This is a genomic window from Sphingobium sp. UBA5915, from assembly GCF_002431195.1.
Taxonomy (GTDB): domain Bacteria; phylum Pseudomonadota; class Alphaproteobacteria; order Sphingomonadales; family Sphingomonadaceae; genus Sphingobium; species Sphingobium soli.
Genome location: NZ_DJDV01000077.1, coordinates 1 through 16,703, shown reverse-complemented (window position 1 = coordinate 16,703; position 16,703 = coordinate 1). Strand labels below are relative to the sequence as shown.

Genomic DNA, 16,703 nt, shown 5'->3' with positions numbered 1-16,703 from the left:
AGATCGGAAGAGCGTGCATCAAGGCGCTCAAGAACGTCACCATCAACGAGCCGTTCTTCCAGGGGCATTTCCCGGGGAAACCGGTGATGCCGGGCGTGCTGATCGTCGAAGCGATGGCGCAGGCCGCCGGGGTGTTGGCTGTGGAATCGATGGACCTCGCCGACTCGGGCAAGCTCGTCTATTTCATGAGCATCGACGGCGCAAAATTCCGATCGCCGGTTGAACCGGGCTGCCTGCTCGACCTGCATGTCGAAGTGACGCAGAATAGGGGCGCGATCTGTAAGTTCAGCGGCAAGGCGACGATCGACGGCAAGCTGGCGTCCGAAGCCAATTTCGTCGCGATGATCACCGATCCGCCGCAGGACTGATCGCGCGTCCATCACCATGCTTGCTTTGGCGCGCCGAAACCGCTAACGGCGCGCCTTCGCTTATTTTCGCATCCGGCCGGTCGGAAACCGGCCATCAAAGGAGCATATTGCCATGAAGGCCGATACCCACCCCGATTACCACATGATCACCGTCCAGATGACCGACGGCACCACCTTCCAGACCCGCTCCACTTGGGGCAAGGAAGGCGACACGCTGGCGCTCGACATCGACCCCAAGTCGCACCCGGCCTGGACGGGCGGCAACCGCCAGCTGGACACCGGCGGCCAGGTGGCGCGCTTCAACAAGCGTTTCGGTGGTCTGACGCTGAAGAAGTAATCGGCCAACACGGCACGAACAGGAAAAAGGGCGCCGCGACGGCGCCCTTTTTTATTTGTGGGCGGTGGAAGTCACGCGTCCCGCGCGACCGCGACGTCGATCGCACCGGGCGCGATCTTCACTGTAGCAGGCGTGCGCGCCAACACTTCACCGTCGATCGAGATGCGCTGGCGCGGCTTCGTGTCGATGCGAAACGACTTGCCGTGAAATTCGCGGGTGTGCGCGTCGCGGTCGCGCAACTTGAAGAATTTGGCATACCAGTCCCAGGCCAGGCGCGGCTTGCTGCGGCCGACCACGGCCTGGATGACGATTTCACCGGTATCGACGTCGGCATGATCGGACAGTTCGACGCCGCCATGATAGGGGCCGTTCAGCACGCGCACTTCGGTCGACCACATGCGATGCTGCTGCGTCCCATCGTCGATCGTCAAGCGGAAGGCGCGAAAGCCGACCGAGCATTTTGCGGCCCAGGCCAGATAGCCGATCCGGCCTAGATAGCGTTTGAGCTTATGCGGCACCGTGCGGCCAATCATGGGCGACAGGCCAAGGGAGGCGGCGTTGACGAAATAATCGCCCTCCACCATGCCCAGATCGACACGCCGCCGCCGCCCGTTGGCAATGGCCCGCACTGCGCCGTCCAGATCAAGCGGTAAGCCCAGCGTTCGGGCAAAGCTGTTGGCGGTGCCGAGAGGCAGCACGCCAAACACGCAATTTTTGCCGACAAATTCATCGACGGTCCCGGACATCGATCCGTCGCCGCCGCCTACGATCACCATCGGCGCACCAGTAGCTATGGCCTGGCGCACCATTGTCGCCATTTGCTTGGGGTCTTTCACCGCATGGGCTTCAAGCAATCGGATGCCCGCTTCTTCCAGCCTGTCCCGTGCCTGATCGAAACTGTCCTGGCCGCGCCGGCTATGGGCGTTGACGACCAATATTGCGTCCTTGGGCAAGTCCGTCGTTTCCATGCCGCAATAACTCCGTCCAGCCGATTCGGCTCCGGCTGGAAACCCTTTGCGCGCGATTCGTTACCTAGCCATGGCTCGCATCGCTCATCTGTCCGATATTCATTTCGGCGCGAACGACCCCAGGATCGTCGACGCCGCCACCGCCTGGCTGGAGGAACGTCGCCCCGACCTGGTGGTTATCAGCGGCGATTTCACGCAGCGCGCACGCGTTGGTCAGTTCCGCCAGGCTGCGGCATGGCTGGGCAAACTGCGGGCTGCGGGGCTGAAAACACTTGTCATACCCGGCAATCATGATGTGCCGCTTTATGACGTGTTGCGCCGCTTTTTTACCCCCCTGCGCCGTTATCGTCGGTATATCAGCCACGATCTGTGTCCTTTTTACGAAGATGATGAAGTGGCGATTTTGGGGATCAACACCGCCCGGTCGCTGACGATAAAGGATGGGCGGATTAACCATGACCAGATGGACATGCTTCGGCATCGCTTCGCGCACGTCCCGCGCGACAAGACCCGCATCCTGGTCACGCATCATCCGCTCTTTTCCATGCCGATCGGCAAGGGCGGCGAGTTGAGCGAGGCTGTCGGGCGGCATGACGATGCCGTGCAGGCCGCATGTGAGGCTGGCGTCCATGTCGCGCTCGCCGGCCATTTCCACCGCACCTATGCGGAAGCTGCGGACAAGATGGTCGCCCACAGTGGCGGCGCGCTAGTCATCCAGGCAGGCACCGCCACCTCCACCCGCCTGCGCAATGACGAGCCGCAAAGCTTCAACTGGCTGCACGTCCGCCGCAACAATGAGATGGACTTGCAGGTCATCGTCTGGGACGGTGCCGGCTTCCGCCGCGCCAGCCATGTGGAATATGTGCGAGAAGGCGAGGAATGGACCGCGAAAGAGGTGGTGGAGCCGGTTCGGGTGGGGGCCATGACCGGCCCTGCGGGCTTGACGTCGGCTGCAAACTGACGGCTCTTCTCGCTGCATTCGGAAAATCGGAGGCGAGATGGCGCGGCTAGCGGGAAAGACATGTGTGGTAACAGGCGGTGCGCGCGGTATCGGGCGCGCAATAGTAGAGGCCTTTCATCGCGAAGGCGCTGACGTGCTGCTGACCGACATAGATGAACAGATCGGCTGCGCCAGCGCGGATGCGATCGGCTGTCGCTTCGAGCGACTGGATGTAGCGGCAGAAGCCGACTGGGACCGGCTCCTTGATGTGCGCCCGGAAATCGACGTGTTGGTCAACAATGCCGGCATCACAGGTCTGGAAGAAGCCGGGACACGGCATGATCCTGAACATGCCAGCCTGGCCGAATGGCATGCGGTGCACCGTGTGAACCTCGACGGCACTTTCCTGGGCTGCCGCTACGCCATTCGCGCAATGAAGCGCAAAGGCGAGGGGGCTATCATCAACATGTCGTCCCGGTCCGGGCTGGTCGGCATTCCGGGCGCAGCCGCTTATGCGTCATCAAAGGCGGCGATCCGCAACCATAGCAAGACCGTGGCGCTCTACTGCGCACAGCAGGGGTGGAAGATACGCTGCAATTCCGTTCATCCCGCCGCGATAATGACGCCGATCTGGGACGCAATGGTGGGCGATGGCCCGGACCGACAGGCGCGGATGGCGGCGCTGGTCGCCGATACGCCGCTCAAACGGTTCGGCCGGGTCGACGAAGTAGCCGCGGTCGCGGTGCTGCTGGCCTCTGATGAGGCAACCTACATCACGGGCACCGAAATCGACATTGACGGCGGGCTGTTGGCCGGGTCCGCCGCATCGCCCGGCTGATTATCAGCCCGGCCTCTTGAGCGCCTGCGCCAGCGACACCGTCGCGCTGCCGCGGCGGGCCGGCTTCGCCTGGCTGGCGTCGGGCTTCCAGCCGGACAGGTAGATGAGCGCTATCTGTTCGGCGACACGGCCATCCGGATCGGCCCCCTCGGCGAAATGCGCTGCCGCCCGCATCAGCACCTCGCGGGTAAGCGCGGGCGGGCGGTGAGCCAGGACATTGGCCGCCCCCATGCCGCGCAGGTCGTGCATCAGCCGCACGATGTCGCCATAGCGGATCGTCAGCGTCTCGCCATCGGCCACCGGCATGGCGAAGCCGGCGCGGCTGAGCAGATCGCCCGCCGCGCGCACGTCCACCTGCGGATGGATATGCTGGCCCGCTCGATCCCCCTCGGCGGCAAGCAGAGCGGCTTTCAGGCGCGGCAGGCTGCCCGCGCCGGCAAAGGCCGCCAGCATCAGCCCATCGGGCCGCAGCACCCGTCGCATCAGGATCAGCGCGCCAGGCAGATCATTGACGCTGTCCAGCGTGCCGCACGCCAGCACCAGGTCGAAACTATCGTCGGCGAAGGGCAGGGCATCCTCGTCCGCCTGCACGCCGTTCATGGCGCGAGCTGCAAGGAAGGATGGATCAACGCAAGCAACGCGTTTGCCCATAGCCTCCAGCGCGGCGCGCGCGCGGCCGTCGGGGCAACCGATCACCAGCGCTTCGGGCAGGTCGCGCTGCACATCGCCCAGCCGGTCCAGCAATTCGTCCAGCATGGCCTGGTGCAGGAAATCATGGTCCGCATAAGTGGGCAGCATCCGGTCGCGCCGACGAGCGCGCAGGGCTGAATCGAAAATGTCGGGGCGAGAGTCCATGGCGGGCCTTGTGCAGAGACGGTGAAGCGGGAACAAGGCAGATGATGGCTCTTGCCCCGCTTCTCAAGTCTGCGCTGCGCCCTGCGCTTGATTATGCGCTACCGCCACGCTGTCCCGGTTGCGGTGGCATCGTGGGGGAGGATCATGCATTTTGCCTCGACTGCTGGGGCGGCATGGAATTCCTGGGCGATCCTTGCTGCGCCCGCTGCGGCATATCTTTCCCGCACGACATGGGTCAGGATGCCGCATGTGGCGCGTGCCTGGCCGATCCGCCGGCCTGGGACAGCGCGCGAGCGGTGTTGGCCTATGGCGATGTCGCGCGGACGGTGGCGCTGCGGCTCAAATATGGGCGGCGCACCGGTCTTGCCCGCCTCATCGCGCGACAGATGCTGCGCCATGCGGGACCAGCGGGGGAGGGCGATCCGCCCCTGATCGTCCCGGTGCCGCTGCATCGCTGGCGCCTGTGGCATCGCGGGTTCAATCAGTCGGCGCTGATCGCGGACCATCTGGGCAGGCTGACGGGCTGGCCGGTCGACCGGCACGGGCTGCGCCGCGTCCGGCGAACCCAGCCCTTGCGCGGCATGAACCCGGCGCAGCGGGCCAGGGCAGTGCGCGGCGCCTTCGCGCTGGCGCCTGGCCATGGCTTTGCCGGGCGGCGCGTGCTGCTGATCGATGACGTCCACACCAGCGGCGCAACCGCGGCGGCCTGCGCGCGCATGTTGAAGCGTGGCGGCGCCACCAATGTCCGGCTGCTCTGCTGGGCGCGGGCGCTGCCCGATCGCGACGCCACCCTGTCGCGCGGACCTGATTGACAATGGCGCGCCTCCCCCCATGTTGATGGCAAAGGAGCAATATTTGTCATGGCGAAAGTGGAAATCTATACCAAGGCCTGGTGCGGCTACTGCGCGCGGGCCAAGGCGTTGCTGGGCGACAAGGGCGTGGCGTTCGACGAATATGACATCAGCATGGGCGGCCCAACGCGCGACGAAATGCTGAAACGCGCGCCGGGGCAGACGACGGTGCCGCAAATCTTCATCGACGGTCAGCATATCGGCGGCAGCGATGATCTTGCTGCGTTGAACCGCGCCGGCAAGCTGGACGCGATGCTGGGTCAGTGAGCAGTTTGCGCGCTGCCCTTTTCCAGATGACGAGCGGGATCGATCCCGCCGCCAATGCTGCCGCGATCGTCGAGATGGCGGGCCGCGCCAAGCGAGAGGGGGCGGACATGCTCTTTACCCCCGAAATGGCCGGCTATCTCGACCGTGATCGCGTGCGCGCGGCAGGAACGCTGCGCAGCGAGGCGGACGATGGCGTGCTGGCCGCCGTCCGCGACGCGGCTGCGCGCGAAGGGCTATGGGTTCATCTCGGTTCGCTGCCGTTCAAGGATGAACGATCGGATGGCCGTTGGGTCAACCGCAGCCTGATGATCGACGCCAATGGCGACATCCGCGCTCGCTATGACAAGATGCATCTGTTCGACGTAGATTTGGCCAGCGGGGAAAGCTGGCGGGAATCCTCTGTTTATGGGCCGGGCGAGCAGGCCGCTGCGGTGAGGACGCCTTGGGGACTGATGGGTCTCTCCGTTTGCTACGACATGCGGTTTCCCGATCTCTATCGCGCGCTGACCGATGCCGGCGCGACGATCCTGCTGGCGCCCGCCGCCTTTACCGTGCCTACGGGGCAGGCGCATTGGCATGTGCTGCTGCGCGCCCGCGCGATCGAGGCGGGATGCGTCGTCATCGCGGCGGCGCAGGGGGGCGCGCATGCGGATGGACGCACCACCTATGGCCACAGCCTGGTGGTCGATCCGTGGGGCGACGTGCTGCTGGACATGGGCGAAGCGGTGGGTCTGGGGCTTGCGGATATCGATTTGTCGCGCATAGAGGATGTGCGGGCGCGGGTGCCCGCGCTCGCCAATCGGCAGCCTATCTCTCAGGACGTGGCAATTTCGTGATCGTGTTCGACCTTAAATGCAGTAATCAGGGCCATGTGTTCGAAGCCTGGTTCGGTTCCAGCGGTGATTATGAGGCGCAGCAGGCGCGCGGCCTGATCGCCTGTCCGGTCTGCGGCGACACGTCGGTAATGAAAGCCGTGATGGCGCCAGCGATCGCTGCAAAAGGGAATCAGCGCACCGCGCCCACAAAGCAGGATGTGGCGGCACCAGCAGCGAGCGGCGCGGATATGGCCAAGATGCAGGCGCTGGTCGAGGCCGTCGCGCAGGCGCAGCAGAAATTGCTCGCTGATTCCACTTGGGTCGGCCGGGACTTTGCCGACCAGGCGCGCGCCATGCATTATGGCGAACAGGATCGTGCCAGCATCCATGGCGAAGTCGCGCCCGCCGAAGCCAAGGCTCTGATCGCCGAAGGCGTTGAGGTCGCGCCCCTGCCACTTCCCGTCGTTCCGCCGCACGCGAAGAATTGACCGCAGCCTTCCCGCGCAATAGAGCCGGCACCGGGCACCCATAGCTCAGCAGGATAGAGCATCAGATTCCTAATCTGGGGGCCACTGGTTCGAATCCAGTTGGGTGCACCATTTCCAGACAATCGTAGCAATATGTAGCCGGTCAGCTGCTCATTTCGCTATCGAAATGACTTTTGACCATATCGCGCAAGCTGTTCATGTCGCTGTCCAGCTTGATCGCAGAGCCCAGGTCAGGCTGGCCCGGCCATCCCGCGTCGGCGATCGTCAGGCCTGCGGCCGTGCGGCTGCCTTCGTAGCGGGGGATGACGTGGAAATGGACGTGGGGGTCTACCATCATCAGCATCAGATAGTTGATCTTGTCATAGCCCACCGCCTTGGCCAGCGCGGTCTCGATCGTGGCGGTGACGGTCTTGAGCTCGGCATGCGCTGCCGCGGGCAGGTCGCCGAATGCCGTGGCGTCGCTTCGCGCGGCAAGCACCAGTGATCCCAGCGTGGGCTGGCTCGGCCGCAGCAAAACCAGCCAATGATCGAACTGCGCCACCAGCGTGGCGGGATAGCCGAATTTTTCGATCGTCGCGTTCATGCCTGTCCCTCCGCTTCGTCCATCCAGCTGACGATCGGTCGCCCCGACCGCGCCTGGCCATAGGCCTGCGCCAGTCGCACAGCATGAACGATCAGCGATATGATCGTCCACCACGCCAGCGCGACAAGCCCGATGTCCGGCCGCCCGAACAGCAGGGCCACGAACAGGATCACCATATTGGGATTGCGTCGGGCCGTGATCAGGCGGAATTGGCTGTCGAACCGGCGCCAGACATGGATGTCCATCTTGAAGTCCTTGAGGAACATGCCTTCTATCAGCCGTTGCAGCACATAGCCGGCAACGACCGCTGTCATGACGAAGGCGAAGGTCGTGCCTGGCAGTTGCAGCCCCCAATAGGCGAGGCCGGTGCCCCAGAAATACCACCAGAAGGGCGGGTGGACGAGGTCGACGCCATGGTCGATCACATTGCCCCATTTGGACGAGGTTATGGTGCATCGGGCGAGTTTGCCGTCGACCGTGTCCAGCACCATGAAGATGAAGCCGGAAAGAAACCCGGTCCAGTAGAGACCTTTTGCAAAGAGAAAGGTCGCCAACAGACAGAGGCTGACGCCGATCACCGACACCATGTTAGGCGTCATGCGCAATTGCGCGGCGCTCCGGGTCAGCACCAGCGCTAGTTCGGGCCAAAGATATTTGGTGAGGAGGTCGGTCACGCCCTTATATGCGCCGAAATAGCTGCGGCGCTCGATCTCGCGCCGACTGGCTGGCGTCAGTTCACGCACCATCGGCTGCTCCAGCTTGCGCAACTGGCGATTATAGAGCCGCCGCCCGTCCGACAGGTCGATGATGTGGGGCGCGCGCAATGGATCGGCGCCCTGCGCCACCTGTCCTACGATCGGCGCGTCTCCCCAGGTGAACAGCGTTCCGGGCGCTTCCAGCGCGAGCGTCAGCAGCAGCGGATCAAAGGCGTAGGTCAGATTGAAGAGCAGTTCGTGCCCGTTCGCCAACCGGCGGCCATTCTTTGCCGCGCTTTCCGCCATGCGGCGATTGCGTTCGGCGTTGGGCATGCCCCAGATCGGAGTCGCATTCTCGCCGATCAGCCGAACCGGCCCCAAAGATGTGGACAGAAGCTGGCTCATGCGGCGCCCTTCAGAAAATCGAGGATGATGTCAGCCTGGCGATGCGAGGCGGGGATGGGGGATAGGTCGATGGAATCGCGCATGGCTGCTTCCTGTAGCGCCAGGAAGCGGGGCTGCAAGCCGGCGGCCTGGGCAAGCGCGGTCGGCAAGGCGTCGGTTGTTTCGATGATCTGCCCCAGGCGCCAATGCGCAAAATCCTCGCCCGACGCGTCGCGGCGGTCGAGATTGAGAAAGATGCAAGGGCGCGGCTCGATCAGAAACTCATAGACCTGGCTCGATACGTCACCCAGATAGACGTCGGCGCTGACCGTGTAGCTCATATCGATCGAGTGGCGACTGCCCATGTCCACGCGGATGTGCGGCGCGCTGCTGACGATCGGAGGCACGCGCTGCGCCAGTTTCGCGTGGGGGGCGATGATGACGTTCCAGTCCTCAAGCGATTCCAGCGCCGCCAGCACGGCAGGACCATGGTTGACCCAGGACGACAGTGCCGCATCAAAATGCGGATTATAGAGCAGCACCGGCTTGTCATCAGAGAAGAAGCGCCGCCTCTGCGCCTTAAGCTCGAACTTGGCATAGCCGCCGATGCGCACATTGTCCGTCGTTCCAAGGCCGCGCGCAATGAGTCGGCGTTTGTCCTTGTCGCCGCCAACCAGCGTCAGATCAAAGTCGGCGTGGCGCTTCCTGTAACCGCCTGCGCGATCGCCCGCGCCATGCTTCATATGGATCATAAGGGACGCGAAACCTGGTACATGACGAAGCCAGGCGCTGCTGATCTCGGTCGTGACGATCACGGGGAAGCGCAGGATGCGGCGGTGATTGAGCAGCAGGGTCGCAAGGCGCGAAGGTTGGTGAAACAGCGAATCCCGCCGCGAGGGGGGACGGCGAAGGCGAACTCTGGCAAGCCGCGCGTCGGCGTCGTAGCTGCCGATCAGGTCCAGCAAATGGTCGGATGGCGAGAGTACGCTGACTCGCACGTCTGGGCGCCGCGCCAACTCAAGCGCCGCGGGCAGCCAGTGATACATCTGATGCGCTTCTGCGATCGCAAGAAAGGCGATGTCGGTCGGCAAACGGGCTATCCACTCAGTGACAGGGCGCACGCACCGGATGTGCGCATATGGGTCGCCCTAGCGTGGCCGGCAAAGGAAGCAAGCCGCTCCGGCATGATTTGCGAGCCCATTGCAACAAGGGTTTTGGGGAGAAACATGACCCACAACGCTGGACCTTTGCGGAATTTTTGCTATTCGGGCCGCGACCCGAGACACATTCCCGAAGAGGCTCGAAGAGCGATGGCCGAATTTGCGTTGCCCAAGAACAGCAAGATCAACGGCAAGGGCGTGACCCATAAGGCGCCCGAGGGCGCTACCAATGTCCGCAGCTTCAAAGTCTATCGCTACGATCCCGACTCCGGCCAGAATCCGCGCTACGACACGTTCGAGGTTGATCTGGACCAGTGCGGCCCGATGGTTCTCGATGCGCTGCTCAAGATCAAGAATGAATATGATCCGACGCTGACCTTCCGCCGGTCCTGCCGCGAGGGTATTTGCGGTTCCTGCTCGATGAACATGAACGGCAAGAACGGCCTGGCCTGCACCACTGCGATCGATGAATGCGCGGGCAAGCAGGTGCAGATCACTCCGTTGCCGCACATGGATGTCATCAAGGATCTGGTGCCGGACTTCACGCATTTCTACGCGCAATACAACAGCATCAAGCCGTGGCTGCAAACCGTCAGCCCGCCGCCCAGCGGCAAGGAACGGCTTCAGTCCCCCGCCGACCGCGAAAAGCTCGATGGCCTCTATGAGTGCATCCTGTGCGCCTGCTGCTCGACCAGCTGCCCCAGCTACTGGTGGAACAGCGACAAGTTCCTCGGCCCCGCCATCCTGCTTCAGGCCTATCGCTGGCTGGCCGACAGCCGCGACGAATATACGGGCGAGCGTCTGGACGAGCTGGAAGATCCCTTCCGCCTCTATCGCTGCCACACCATCATGAACTGCGCCAATGTCTGCCCCAAGGGGCTCAGCCCGGCTAAGGCGATCGCCGAAACCAAGAAGATGATGGTCGAACGGCAGCTGTAAGTTGACGAGCGACGGCGTAGGCGGCGGTCAACCGCTAAGCGAAGGCAAATGGGCGGGTTGGGCGGCCTGGTCCGATCCGCACCCCGACACCTTTTTGCAAGCGATCGGGCGGGGTTATATGCGGGCGGACGGGCCAACGCGCGCTCGCGTCGCCCTGGAAACGCGCTCCAGTCACCGCAACCGGCTCGATACGCTGCACGGCGGATTTCTCGCGGCCTTTGCCGATCACGCCTATTTCGGCGCTCTGTGGATAATGGGGCATGAGGCGCAGATCAATGGCGTAACCATTGATCTTAGCATGCAATATCTGGGCGCAGGAAAGGTGGGGCCTGATCTGATCGCCGAAGTCGAGATTTTGCGCGAAACCGGGCGTCTCTTCTTCCTGCGGATGCTGATGACACAGAATGGGGAGGCGGTGGCCGCTTCTACGGCAACTATCCGGAAGGCGCCAAAGTCGCAGTGACGACCATTCTCGCCCGCTATGACACGCTGGTGAAGTCCGGCGAACTCCGGCCCGATCCCGATCAACGCGCCGCAGCGGAGCGGCTTGGGCGGATGCAACAGGATCTGGAAGCGACCCCGGCCCGCGGGTCGACCTTATGGAAATTGCTGCGCAAGCCGCCCGATCCGCCGCGTGGCCTCTATATGTGGGGCGGCGTCGGACGGGGCAAGTCGATGCTGATGGACCTGTTCTTCGACACGGTGCAGGTCAAACGCAAGAAGCGCGCCCATTTCCACGAGTTCATGCTCGACGTGCATGCCCGTCTCGCCGAAGCGCGCAAGTCGGAAACGGGCGACCCGATCCCGCCGGTGGTCGATTCGCTGGCGGAAGAGGCGCGGCTGCTGTGTTTTGACGAAATGGTCGTCAACAACATGGCGGATGCGGCGATCATGTCGCGCCTTTTCGCCGGACTGCTCGACAAGCGCGTGACCGTCGTCACCACGTCGAACCGTGTGCCAGACGATCTTTACAAGGACGGCCTCAACCGTCAGCTCTTCCTTCCTTTCATCGACCTTATCAAGGCGAAGCTGGATGTGATGAGCCTGAACGGTCCGACCGATTATCGGCGGGACCGGCTGGGCGATGCGCAGCTTTGGCATTGTCCAAACGGGCCGGAGGCGACCCGAGCCCTCTCCGACGCCTTTTTCCGCCTAACCGATTTCTCGGTGGAAGATCGCGCAAAGGTCCCGGCCGAGGATATCGCCGTTCAGGGCGGCCGGACCCTGCATGTGCCCAAAAGCTTGAAGGGCGTCGCTGTCTTTTCATTCAAGCGATTATGCGCAGAAGCGCGGGGCGCGCCTGATTATCTGGCGATCGCGCGCAAATATCATACGGTGATCATCGTCGGGATTCCGGTGCTCGGGCCGGAAAAGCGGAATGAGGCAGCCCGCTTTGTCACTTTGATCGACTCGCTCTACGAATATAAGGTGAAACTGCTCGCTTCGGCGGACGCGTCACCGGAACGGCTATACCCTACAGGCGACGGCGCTTTCGAATTCGAACGCACCGTATCGCGGCTGCTGGAAATGCAGTCGGACGACTATCTGGCGTTGGGCCACGGTCCCAAATGACCCGCACGGGCCGCCGCAGTCCCAACCTCCACCTGCCGCAGCCCGGCGGAACTCTTCTTCAAATTGCAACTTCATAACCGGAAACAGGCCGGGCGCCCCCGAGGAGGAAGGGCGCCCGGCAGGGTAGCTCTGCAGGGAAGGCTCGCGGCCAGGGTAGGAGCCGACGAGCGACAGGCTGTGCGACTCCAACTAATGCAATTGCGAACTAATTGCAAAGATAATTTATGATCGGTGGTTATCGCAGGTTGAAACCCCTGCGGGAAGGGCGTAGGCGAGCCAGCAATTCCAGTAATCATGACTTGGAGGATGACAGCTTATGGCCCGTAAGAAGATAGCGCTCATCGGCGCTGGCAATATCGGCGGTACGCTCGCCCATCTGGCGGCGCAGAAGGAACTGGGCGACATCGTCCTCTTCGACATCGCTGAAGGTATTCCCCAGGGCAAGGCGCTTGATCTGTCGCAGTGCGGCCCGGTCCAGGGCTTCGATGCAGCCATCACGGGCACCAATGATTACAAGGATATCGAAGGCGCAGACGTCATCATCGTCACCGCCGGCGTGCCCCGCAAGCCGGGCATGAGCCGCGACGACCTGCTCGGCATCAACCTCAAGGTCATGAAGGCCGTGGGTGAGGGCATCAAGCAATATGCCCCCGACGCGTTCGTCATCTGCATCACCAACCCGCTCGACGCGATGGTGTGGGCGCTGCGCGAATTTTCGGGACTGCCCCATAACAAGGTCGTCGGCATGGCCGGGGTGCTCGACTCGGCGCGCTTCTCGACCTTCCTCGCTTGGGAATTTGGCGTATCGGTCCGCGACGTCACCAGCTTCGTGCTGGGCGGCCATGGCGATACGATGGTCCCCGTGGTCGAATATTCGACCGTCAAGGGCATTCCCGTTCCCGACCTCATCAAGATGGGCAAAACGACCCAGGAGCGTATCGACGCCATCGTCAAGCGCACCGCCAATGGCGGCGGCGAAGTCGTGGGTCTGCTCAAGACCGGTTCGGCCTTCTACGCGCCTGCCGCGTCGGCCATCGCCATGGCGGAAAGCTATCTTGGCGACCAGAAGCGCGTGCTGCCCTGCGCCGCTTATCTTGACGGCCAGTATGGCGTCGATGGCCTCTATGTCGGCGTGCCGGTCAAGATCGGCAAGGATGGCGTCGAGGAAGTGATCGAGATCGAACTCAACGAGCAGGCGAAGGCCGGGCTTCAGGTGTCGATCGACGCGGTCAAGGACCTGCTGACCGCGTGCAAGGGCATCGACAGCACGCTCGCCTGATCGACTGAAATTTTCCAGCCCGCCCCGGTATGTGTGCAGCCGGCGGCGGGCTGCTTTTCATAAACTGCCACGTCACAGACGAAAAGGGACACGCATGTCCATTCTGGTGAACAAGAATACCAAGGTCATCACCCAGGGTATGACCGGCGCGACCGGGACCTTCCACACCGAACAGGCGCTGGCCTATGGCACGCAGATGGTCGCGGGCGTGACCCCGGGCAAGGGCGGCACGACCCATATCGGCCTGCCCATGTTCGACACCGTCGCGGAAGCCAAGTCGAAGACCGGTGCGGACGCCTCCGTCATCTATGTCCCGCCGCCGTTCGCTGCGGACTCGATCCTTGAGGCCATCGACGCGGAAATCCCGTTGATCGTGTGCATCACCGAAGGCATCCCGGTTCTGGACATGGTGCGCGTCAAGCGCGCGCTGTCGGGTAGCAAGTCGCGCCTCATCGGCCCCAACTGCCCCGGCGTCCTGACGCCCGACGAATGCAAGATCGGCATCATGCCCGGCAGCATCTTCAAGAAGGGCAGCGTCGGCGTCGTGTCGCGCTCGGGCACGCTGACCTATGAAGCCGTGTTCCAGACCTCGAACGCGGGCCTGGGCCAGACCACGGCCGTCGGCATCGGCGGCGACCCGGTCAACGGCACCAACTTCATCGACGTGCTGGAACTGTTCCTGGCCGACGACGCCACCGAATCGATCATCATGATCGGCGAAATCGGCGGCGACGCGGAAGAGCAGGCTGCCCAGTTCCTGATCGACGAGGCCAAGAAGGGCCGCAAGAAGCCGATGGCCGGCTTCATCGCGGGCCGCACCGCGCCTCCGGGCCGCCGCATGGGCCATGCCGGCGCGATCGTGTCGGGCGGCAAGGGCGACGCGGAAAGCAAAATCGCGGCGATGGAAGCGGCGGGCATCAAGGTCGCGGCCAGCCCATCGGAACTTGGCTCCACGCTGGTCGAGGTCTTGAAGGGGTAAGATTACTCCTACATATGGATGCGGTCGGGCTGCACCCCGACCGCATATTCTCCCGCTTCCGCGACTGCACGCGGCGCAGATGGGATAGACGATGGGATACGAGAACCAGGATTTCGAAATCGAGCGCGGGCCGAGCTGGGCACGCGACAATTGGCCGCTGACGGATACGGACGATCTGACCGGTGCGCTGGACCCCACGCAGATGCAGGTGGCCGTCAAGGCCGCCGCCAAGGCGCAGGGCAATGCCGTATCGGACGCTGATATCACGGCGGCCGCGGAAGACAGCATCCGTGCGATGATGCTGATCCGGACCTATCGTGTGCGTGGTCATCTGGCTGCCAATCTCGATCCGCTGGGCCTCGTTCATCGCGACCTGCCGGCGGATCTGACGCCGGAATATCACGGCCTCACCGACCTCGACAAGAAAATCTACCTCGGTGGCTCGCTCGGCCTGCAATATGCGACCGTGCGCGAGATCGTCGCCATTCTGCGGCAGAATTACTGCGGCAATGTCGGCCTTGAATATATGCACATCGCCGATGTCGAGGAACGCCGCTTCCTTCAGGACCGGATGGAAGGCAAGGACAAGGAAATCCACTTCACGCCCGAGGGCAAGAAGGCGATCTTGGCCAAGGTCATCCAGGCCGAACAATATGAGAAGTTCCTGGGCCGCAAATATGTCGGCACCAAGCGCTTCGGCCTCGACGGCGGGGAATCGATGATCCCCGCGCTGGAAGCGGTCATCAAATATGGCGGTTCCACCGGCGTGCGCGAGATCGTGTTCGGCATGGCGCATCGCGGCCGCCTTAACGTGCTGGCCAATGTCATGGCCAAGGGCTTCCGCGTCATTTTCCACGAATTTTCGGGCGGCACCGCCAATCCCGAAGATGTCGGCGGCTCGGGCGACGTCAAATATCACCTCGGCACCTCGACCGATCGCGAGTTCGACGGGATCAAGGTGCATATGTCGCTGGTCCCCAACCCTTCGCATCTCGAAACTGTCGATCCGGTGGTGCTGGGCAAGGTCCGCGCGCAGCAGACCTTCCGCGACGATTTGGAAAAGCATGAGGCCGTGCTGCCCGTGCTGATCCATGGCGACGCGGCGTTCGCGGGGCAAGGTATCGTCTGGGAATGCCTCGGTTTTTCGGGCATTCGCGGCTATAATACCGGCGGCTGCATCCATTTCGTCGTCAACAACCAGGTCGGCTTCACCACCTCGCCGCAATTCGCGCGGTCCTCGCCCTATCCCAGCGATGTGGCCAAGGGCGTTCAGGCGCCGATCCTGCACGTCAATGGCGACGATCCCGAAGCCGTTACCTTCGCCTGCAAGCTGGCGATCGAATATCGCCAGACCTTCCATCGCGACATCGTGATCGACATGTGGTGCTATCGCCGCTTCGGTCATAATGAAGGCGACGAGCCCTCGTTCACCCAGCCGCAAATGTATGCGAAGATCCGTCAGCACCCGCCGGTCAGCGACGTCTATTCGTCGCGGCTGAAAGCCGAAGGCGTGGTCGATGATGATTTCGTGGCGCAGGCTACCGGCGAATTCGTCAACCATCTCGAAGAAGAGTTTGAGGCGGCCAAGAGCTACAAGGCGAACACCGCCGACTGGTTTGCGGGCCGCTGGTCGGGCCTGCACAAGCCAGCCGACGCCGAAACCGCGCGCCAGACGGTGGAAAGCGGGGTCAGCCAGAAGCTGTTTGACAGCCTCGGCCGCACGCTCACTACCATTCCCGAAGGGCATAATGTCCACAAGACGCTGAAGCGCGTGCTGGATGCCAAGGCGGAGATGTTCAAGTCGGGCGCGAATTTCGACTGGGCGACCGGCGAGGCGCTGGCCTTCGGCTCGCTTCTCTCGGAAGGCTATGGCGTGCGCCTGTCGGGCCAGGATTCGGGTCGCGGCACCTTCAGCCAGCGTCATGCGGTGTGGGTCGATCAGGACAGCGAAAGCAAATATATTCCGTTGTCCACCGTCCCCCATGGCCGGTTTGAGGTGCTGGACAGCCCCCTCTCCGAATATGGCGTTCTGGGCTTCGAATATGGCTTCGCGCTGGCCGATCCCAAGAGCCTGGTGCTCTGGGAAGCGCAGTTTGGCGATTTCGCCAACGGCGCGCAGATTATCTTCGACCAGTATATCGCGTCGTCGGAAAGCAAATGGCTGCGCGCCAACGGCCTCGTCTGCCTGCTACCGCACGGCTATGAAGGGCAGGGGCCGGAGCATAGTTCGGCGCGTCTGGAACGCTTCCTGCAACTATGCGCGGAAGGCAATATCCAGGTGGCGAACATCACCACCCCGGCGAATTATTTCCACGTCCTGCGCCGGCAGATGCTCCGCAGCTTCCGCAAGCCGCTGATCATCATGACGCCCAAGTCGCTGCTGCG

General features: G+C 63.1%; 19 protein-coding genes and 1 tRNA gene. 15 read left to right on the top strand and 5 right to left on the bottom strand.

Translation table 11 applies throughout. From position 1 onward, the window contains the following. The coding region (fabZ, locus tag B2V90_RS13245) for a 3-hydroxyacyl-ACP dehydratase FabZ (RefSeq protein ID WP_293921648.1) at window positions 1-368 on the top strand (368 nt) is incomplete at its 5' end. 112 nt (window positions 369-480) lie between these two features. Beyond that, window positions 481-705 carry a 50S ribosomal protein L31 gene (gene rpmE, locus B2V90_RS13240; protein WP_009822308.1) on the top strand — a complete coding sequence of 75 codons (225 nt, stop codon included), beginning with the start codon at window positions 481-483 and terminating at the stop codon, window positions 703-705. 71 nt (window positions 706-776) lie between these two features. Here rpmE and B2V90_RS13235 read toward each other — a convergent pair whose 3' ends face one another. Further along, window positions 777-1,673 carry a diacylglycerol/lipid kinase family protein gene (locus B2V90_RS13235; protein WP_228220809.1) on the bottom strand — a complete coding sequence of 299 codons (897 nt, stop codon included), beginning with the start codon at window positions 1,671-1,673 and terminating at the stop codon, window positions 777-779. A gap of 70 nt (window positions 1,674-1,743) precedes the next feature. Between B2V90_RS13235 and B2V90_RS13230 the strand changes: the two genes are divergently transcribed. Then, window positions 1,744-2,634, top strand: coding sequence for a metallophosphoesterase family protein (locus B2V90_RS13230; RefSeq protein ID WP_228220810.1), 891 nt, complete (start codon window positions 1,744-1,746; stop codon window positions 2,632-2,634). Window positions 2,635-2,671: 37 nt separating this feature from the next. Next, window positions 2,672-3,451, top strand: a complete 780-nt coding sequence (locus B2V90_RS13225) for an SDR family oxidoreductase (protein ID WP_037542951.1) — start codon at window positions 2,672-2,674, stop codon at window positions 3,449-3,451. 3 nt (window positions 3,452-3,454) lie between these two features. On the opposite strand, the gene B2V90_RS13220 is transcribed toward B2V90_RS13225, so the two are convergent. After that, entirely contained in the window at window positions 3,455-4,306 is an 852-nt protein-coding gene (locus B2V90_RS13220) for a class I SAM-dependent methyltransferase (protein WP_037542949.1), read from the bottom strand. Between the two features lie 41 nt (window positions 4,307-4,347). Between B2V90_RS13220 and B2V90_RS13215 the strand changes: the two genes are divergently transcribed. From B2V90_RS13215 to B2V90_RS13195, 5 genes are all read left to right on the top strand, one after another. Beyond that, complete coding sequence (locus tag B2V90_RS13215) at window positions 4,348-5,118, top strand: ComF family protein (RefSeq protein ID WP_228220811.1); 771 nt, start codon at window positions 4,348-4,350, stop codon at window positions 5,116-5,118. Window positions 5,119-5,166: 48 nt separating this feature from the next. After that, window positions 5,167-5,424 carry a glutaredoxin 3 gene (grxC, locus tag B2V90_RS13210; protein ID WP_009822302.1) on the top strand — a complete coding sequence of 86 codons (258 nt, stop codon included), beginning with the start codon at window positions 5,167-5,169 and terminating at the stop codon, window positions 5,422-5,424. Between the two features lie 5 nt (window positions 5,425-5,429). Beyond that, the gene (locus tag B2V90_RS13205; RefSeq protein WP_228220889.1) at window positions 5,430-6,260 is read left to right on the top strand and encodes a carbon-nitrogen hydrolase family protein; all 831 of its coding nucleotides are present in this window, start codon (window positions 5,430-5,432) and stop codon (window positions 6,258-6,260) included. After that, window positions 6,257-6,727, top strand: coding sequence for a DUF1178 family protein (locus B2V90_RS13200; RefSeq protein ID WP_228220812.1), 471 nt, complete (start codon window positions 6,257-6,259; stop codon window positions 6,725-6,727). The genes B2V90_RS13205 and B2V90_RS13200 overlap by 4 nt, the downstream gene beginning before the upstream one ends. Before the next feature lie 34 nt (window positions 6,728-6,761). After that, window positions 6,762-6,838: transfer RNA gene (locus B2V90_RS13195), tRNA-Arg, on the top strand. Window positions 6,839-6,869: 31 nt separating this feature from the next. Here B2V90_RS13195 and B2V90_RS13190 read toward each other — a convergent pair. From B2V90_RS13190 to B2V90_RS13180, 3 genes are read right to left on the bottom strand one after another with little or no spacing between them, the layout of a single operon-like run. Then, complete coding sequence (locus B2V90_RS13190) at window positions 6,870-7,310, bottom strand: HIT family protein (protein WP_228220813.1); 441 nt, start codon at window positions 7,308-7,310, stop codon at window positions 6,870-6,872. Then, window positions 7,307-8,410, bottom strand: a complete 1,104-nt coding sequence (locus tag B2V90_RS13185; RefSeq protein ID WP_228220814.1) for a CDP-alcohol phosphatidyltransferase family protein — start codon at window positions 8,408-8,410, stop codon at window positions 7,307-7,309. The genes B2V90_RS13190 and B2V90_RS13185 overlap by 4 nt, the downstream gene beginning before the upstream one ends. Beyond that, a complete protein-coding gene (locus B2V90_RS13180) occupies window positions 8,407-9,480 on the bottom strand; it encodes a glycosyl transferase (RefSeq protein ID WP_228220890.1) in 1,074 nt (357 codons plus the stop codon). The genes B2V90_RS13185 and B2V90_RS13180 overlap by 4 nt, the downstream gene beginning before the upstream one ends. A gap of 219 nt (window positions 9,481-9,699) precedes the next feature. Between B2V90_RS13180 and B2V90_RS13175 the strand changes: the two genes are divergently transcribed. From B2V90_RS13175 to B2V90_RS13150, 6 genes are all read left to right on the top strand, one after another. Beyond that, window positions 9,700-10,488, top strand: coding sequence for a succinate dehydrogenase iron-sulfur subunit (locus tag B2V90_RS13175; protein WP_009822296.1), 789 nt, complete (start codon window positions 9,700-9,702; stop codon window positions 10,486-10,488). A gap of 1 nt (window position 10,489) precedes the next feature. After that, entirely contained in the window at window positions 10,490-10,951 is a 462-nt protein-coding gene (locus B2V90_RS13170) for a PaaI family thioesterase (RefSeq protein WP_228220815.1), read from the top strand. Next, window positions 10,948-12,060 (top strand): cell division protein ZapE, encoded by a 1,113-nt coding sequence (gene zapE / locus B2V90_RS13165; RefSeq protein ID WP_228220816.1) that lies wholly within the window; start codon window positions 10,948-10,950, stop codon window positions 12,058-12,060. The genes B2V90_RS13170 and zapE overlap by 4 nt, the downstream gene beginning before the upstream one ends. Window positions 12,061-12,376: 316 nt before the next feature. Next, on the top strand, window positions 12,377-13,339 hold the full coding sequence (gene mdh, locus B2V90_RS13160) for a malate dehydrogenase (protein ID WP_228220817.1): 963 nt from the start codon (window positions 12,377-12,379) through the stop codon (window positions 13,337-13,339). 94 nt (window positions 13,340-13,433) lie between these two features. Next, on the top strand, window positions 13,434-14,318 hold the full coding sequence (gene sucD, locus B2V90_RS13155) for a succinate--CoA ligase subunit alpha (RefSeq protein ID WP_228165773.1): 885 nt from the start codon (window positions 13,434-13,436) through the stop codon (window positions 14,316-14,318). A 91-nt stretch (window positions 14,319-14,409) separates the two neighbouring features. Next, on the top strand, window positions 14,410-16,703 hold a 2,294-nt coding region (locus B2V90_RS13150; RefSeq protein ID WP_293921636.1), incomplete at its 3' end, for a 2-oxoglutarate dehydrogenase E1 component.